This is a genomic window from Tibeticola sp., from assembly GCF_022759015.1.
GTDB classification, from domain to species: Bacteria; Pseudomonadota; Gammaproteobacteria; order Burkholderiales; family Burkholderiaceae_C; genus Tibeticola; species Tibeticola sediminis.
This window is the reverse complement of record NZ_JAEMQB010000047.1, coordinates 1-4,235: the sequence shown is the minus strand read 5'-3', so window position 1 is coordinate 4,235 and position 4,235 is coordinate 1. Positions and strand designations below refer to the sequence as shown.

General features: G+C 65.6%; 4 protein-coding genes and 1 pseudogene. 2 read left to right on the top strand and 3 right to left on the bottom strand.

Going from position 1 to position 4,235, the window contains the following annotated elements; translation table 11 throughout:
* The 3 genes from lpxK to JHC36_RS02925 all read right to left on the bottom strand — a co-directional run.
* On the bottom strand, window positions 1-992 hold a 992-nt coding region (gene lpxK / locus JHC36_RS02935; protein ID WP_287915630.1), incomplete at its 3' end, for a tetraacyldisaccharide 4'-kinase.
* 32 nt (window positions 993-1,024) lie between these two features.
* Window positions 1,025-1,459: an ExbD/TolR family protein gene (locus JHC36_RS02930; protein ID WP_287915627.1), complete on the bottom strand. Its 435-nt coding sequence runs from the start codon at window positions 1,457-1,459 to the stop codon at window positions 1,025-1,027.
* A gap of 4 nt (window positions 1,460-1,463) precedes the next feature.
* Window positions 1,464-2,096: a MotA/TolQ/ExbB proton channel family protein gene (locus tag JHC36_RS02925; RefSeq protein WP_287915626.1), complete on the bottom strand. Its 633-nt coding sequence runs from the start codon at window positions 2,094-2,096 to the stop codon at window positions 1,464-1,466.
* A 538-nt stretch (window positions 2,097-2,634) separates the two neighbouring features.
* Here JHC36_RS02925 and xseA point away from each other — a divergent pair.
* The gene (gene xseA / locus JHC36_RS02920; RefSeq protein ID WP_287915624.1) at window positions 2,635-3,945 is read left to right on the top strand and encodes an exodeoxyribonuclease VII large subunit; all 1,311 of its coding nucleotides are present in this window, start codon (window positions 2,635-2,637) and stop codon (window positions 3,943-3,945) included.
* Window positions 3,946-3,993: 48 nt separating this feature from the next.
* Window positions 3,994-4,235 (top strand): annotated as a pseudogene (locus tag JHC36_RS02915) (superoxide dismutase [Fe]); the annotation flags it as partial.

Genomic DNA, 4,235 nt, shown 5'->3' with positions numbered 1-4,235 from the left:
CGGTCGATGGCAGCGAAGAAGGCTTCGGGCAGTTCGACTTCGAGCGCCACCGCCCAGGCCTCGGGCCGCCAGCACCACAGTTTCACAGCGTCTTTTTCGGTACAAATAATCTCTTTGCCAGCGAAAAATGGCGCAAGGTTGCTACCGAAATCATAGTGATCGGGGAGGGCGTGGCATTCCGCGAGCGTGAGCCCTTGCGCACGCAGGGCCTCGAAAAATCGCTCGGGGTGGGCAATCCCCGCCACGGCGACGAGCGGCTGGGTGCGCAAGGCGGCGAGGGGGCGCCGTTGGCCCTCGGCGTTGACGGCCGTGTCGGAGAGGCGGCGGTGGACGGGCACGCTTTGCTCCAGCGGGGGAAGATTCAGACCCGGGGGGCCGACGATGAGCATGGGCACGTCACTTGTGGGGCGCGGCCAGGGTTCGCGCAGAGGCCCAGCCGGCAGCAGGCGTCCATTGCCCAAGCCCCCGGCATCGAAGACGCAGATCTCGAGGTCGCGGCGCAGCCGCAGGTGTTGGAGCCCGTCGTCCGAGACGATCACCTCGGTCTGCGGGTATTTTTGCCGCAGCGCTTGCGCCGCAGCCAGCCGATCGGCGCCGACGAAGACCGGCAGCCCCGTGCGCCGGTGCAGCAGCAAGGGCTCGTCACCCACCTGTCTCGCGTCGCTGGTGGCGGTGACTTCCTCGACCTGAATCCCGCGCCGACCGTAGCCTCTGGAGATGAGCCCGACGGAGTAGCCTCTTCGTCGGAGATGTTCGACCACGGCCAGGGTCACGGGTGTTTTCCCCGCGCCTCCGGCGACGACATTGCCGACGACGACCACCTTCCCGCCCGGGTGCGCGCTGGGCAGCCAGGCGCGGTCGTAGGCCCAGCGACGGATACGCCACAGAGCCCCGTAGAGCGCCGACAGCGGCAGCAGCGCGAGCAGGCACAGCCGCTGGCCGCGCCAGGCGGCTTCGATGCAGGATCGCCAGCGCGCGCGTGCGTGGTTCATGGGACGCGGCGACGCCGTTGGGCGCTCGCCCCTCACTCGTCGTTCGAGGCGCGCGCCGCCGATTGAGTCGCAAAGGTCAGCCGCGGCAGGCCGGCGCGACGCGCTGCTTCCATGACCGTGACGACGCTCTGGTGCGCAGCGCGTGCGTCTGCGCTGATGATGACGACCGCAGCGGGACCGATCTGCGCTGCCGCCTCCGCCAGGGCCGCGCCGACCGCATCGACGTTGCGGCCGGTCACGGCACGTTGATTGACCTGGATGCGCCCGTCGGCCGCCACCGTGACCATGATTTCCTTAGGGTAGTCGCGCTGGGCGGAGGCGTCGGCCACGGGCAGTTGCAATTGCAGTTCGGTGAACTTGCTGTAGGTCGTCGTCAGCATCAAGAAGATGAGGATGACGAGCAGGACGTCGATGAACGGGATCAGGTTGATCTCGGGCTCGTCGCGGTGCCGTGGGCGAAAGTTCATGGCTTCAGAGTTTTCGCCAGGTGTCCAAATGCCGAACGAAGCGGTCGGCGGCCACTTCGAGCGTCAGCACGTATTCATCGACCCGGGCTCGGAAATAGCGCCAGAGAATCAGCGAGGGGATCGCGACGATCAGGCCAAAGGCCGTGTTGTAGAGCGCGACCGAGATGCCGTGCGCGAGCTGCAGCGGATTCGTCGCCCCGGCCACTGCGCCGGTGCCCTGCGAGCCGAAAATCTCGATCATCCCGATCACCGTCCCGAGCAGCCCGAGCAGAGGCGCGGCCGACGCGATGGTCGCCAGGGCACTCAGGTAACGCTCGAGCCGGTGGGCGACGACGCGCCCCGTGACCTCGGCGGCGGCATGGAGGTCTTCCAAGCTCATTTTGGGGTTGGCCCGCCAGGCGCGCAGCGGCCCCGCCAGAACCTCGCCCAAAGCGGAGCTTTTTTCGAGTTGCTCGACCACCTCCGGCGTCGGTGGCCCGTTTCGGGTCACGGCGATCGCCTCGTCCAGTAGCGTTGCCGGCGCCACTTTGACGGCACGAAGGCTGACCGCCCGCTCGATCGCAATGGCCAGCGCCAGCACCGAGCAGAGCACCAGCGGCCAAATCGGCCAACCTGCGGCTTGTATGATCGACAGCAAATCTCCCTCCAACGTGAAAGCGCGGCGCTACGGAAGCGGCTCCGGCGATTATGGCTCAGCCCATGGTCGGCCGTGTTCAGGAAGACCCCAGAGCCGAGGCGGTGCGCGCTCAGAGGCTGAGAGGGAATTGGGCATGCCCGAAGGGGCGCCCCAAAACGCGCCCGAGTAGGCGCAAAGCACAGCCGTAGCTCGGGCTACGGCGCGCATTTGCAACGCCCTCTGGCGTGTTTTTGGGTGTCAAAGCGGGCATGACCAATTCCCTCTCAGCCTCTCAGGGAACGTCGGCGCTCCGATGCGGGCGATTCCTGGCTTGTGGATAACTTTGTGGGCAAACCGCTGAACAAGGCTTTGACTTTTGGCGCAAACCGTGGCACTGCGCTCGATTTCCCCTTTCTTCACTCCATTGAACTAGATAAAACAATGACTTACGGATGCCCTGTGTCTGCCCTTCGGGTGAGCGCGTCATCCGCCTCGCAGTGGCTGCGCTGTGGACGACTTTGGGTCTCGGGCCGGCGCAAAATGGACATGGGGTGCTCCCATGATTGAAGCGGACGGGGCAACGGTCGGGTCGGCGTGGGTCTGGGATGTCGCGGGCTTGTGCCGCGCAGCTGCCGATGCCTTGGCTGCGCGCTTCAATCCGGTTCGAGTTCGCGGAGAGATCAGTGGCTTCACGCGGGCATCGAGTGGGCACTGCTATTTTTCCTTGAAGGACGCCGAGGCCCAGATTCGCTGCGCCCTGTTTCGCCGGCATGCGGCGGCCTTGAGCTTTGCGCCGCGCGATGGCGATTCGGTCGAGGTCTATGGCCGTCTGGGCGTTTACGAGGCGCGTGGAGACCTGCAACTCATCGTTGAAGACATCCGACGCGCCGGGCAAGGGGCGCTCTTCGAACAATTTTTGCGGCTTAGGGCCCGGCTCGAGGCCGAAGGCCTGTTCGATGCCGCCCGCAAGCGCGTCGTGCCGCCGTGGCCGCGCGGCGTCGGTCTCGTGACTTCACCGGGCGCCGCCGCCCTGCATGATGTCATCACCACCTTGAGACGCCGCGTTCCGCACGTTCCGGTCTTGTTCTCGCCGGCTTCGGTTCAAGGCGCGCAAGCCGCACCTGAGCTCATGGCGGCGCTGGAGCGGCTTTATGCGCACATCGGCCAAAAGGGGCAGCCGCCGATCGATCTGATTTTGCTGGTGCGGGGGGGTGGCTCGCTCGAGGATCTATGGGCCTTCAATGACGAACAACTGGCGCGGACGCTGGCTCGCAGTCCGGTGCCGGTGATTTCCGGCGTCGGCCATGAGACCGATTTCACGATCGCCGACTTCGTCGCCGATGTCCGAGCCCCGACGCCGACCGCCGCAGCCGAGTGGGTCGCTCCGCCCAGGGAGCAATGGATGAATGCGCTGCAAGCGCTGCAGCAGCGGATCGAACAGGCCGTCTTCAGACAGCTCGACGTGCACGCGCAACGCTTGGATCTGTTGACCGCTCGGCTCGGCCGTCCCTCGGGACGCGTGGTCCGCGAGCAGCAGCGCTTGCAGGCGCTGGCGCAGCGGCTGCGATTTGGGCTGATGCGGGCCGTCGAGCGTCGTGCCCTGCGGCTTGAAGCCCTCGACCGCGCTCTGCCCACCGCGGCGGCACGTGCTCTCCAGCAGGAATCCGAGCGATTGCACCGCCTGAACTTGCGTCTGCAGGCCATCGATCCGCGCGCCGTGCTGGCCCGCGGCTACGCGTTGCTCAGTGATCCCGTGGATCCCGACCGGGTCTACACCCGGGTCGCCGACCTGCAGCCGGGCCAGAAGGTTCGTGCGCAGCTGGCCGACGGAGCTGCGGACATGACCGTGAGCGCACGCGTGGCTTCCTGAATTCCTACAATCAGTCTCGCGACTTTTCTTCACATCATTGGAGGTTCCATGGAACATGCACTGCCACCCCTGCCATTTCCCAAGAATTCGCTGGCTCCGTACTACAGCGAGGAAACCCTCGACTACCACCACGGCAAGCACCACAACGGCTACGTGGTGAATCTGAACAACCTGCAAAAGGGTACGGAATTCGAGAACAAATCGCTGGAGGAAATCGTCAAGACCGCGCCGCCGGGAGGCATCTACAACAATGCCGCTCAGGTTTGGAACCACACGTTCTTCTGGAACTG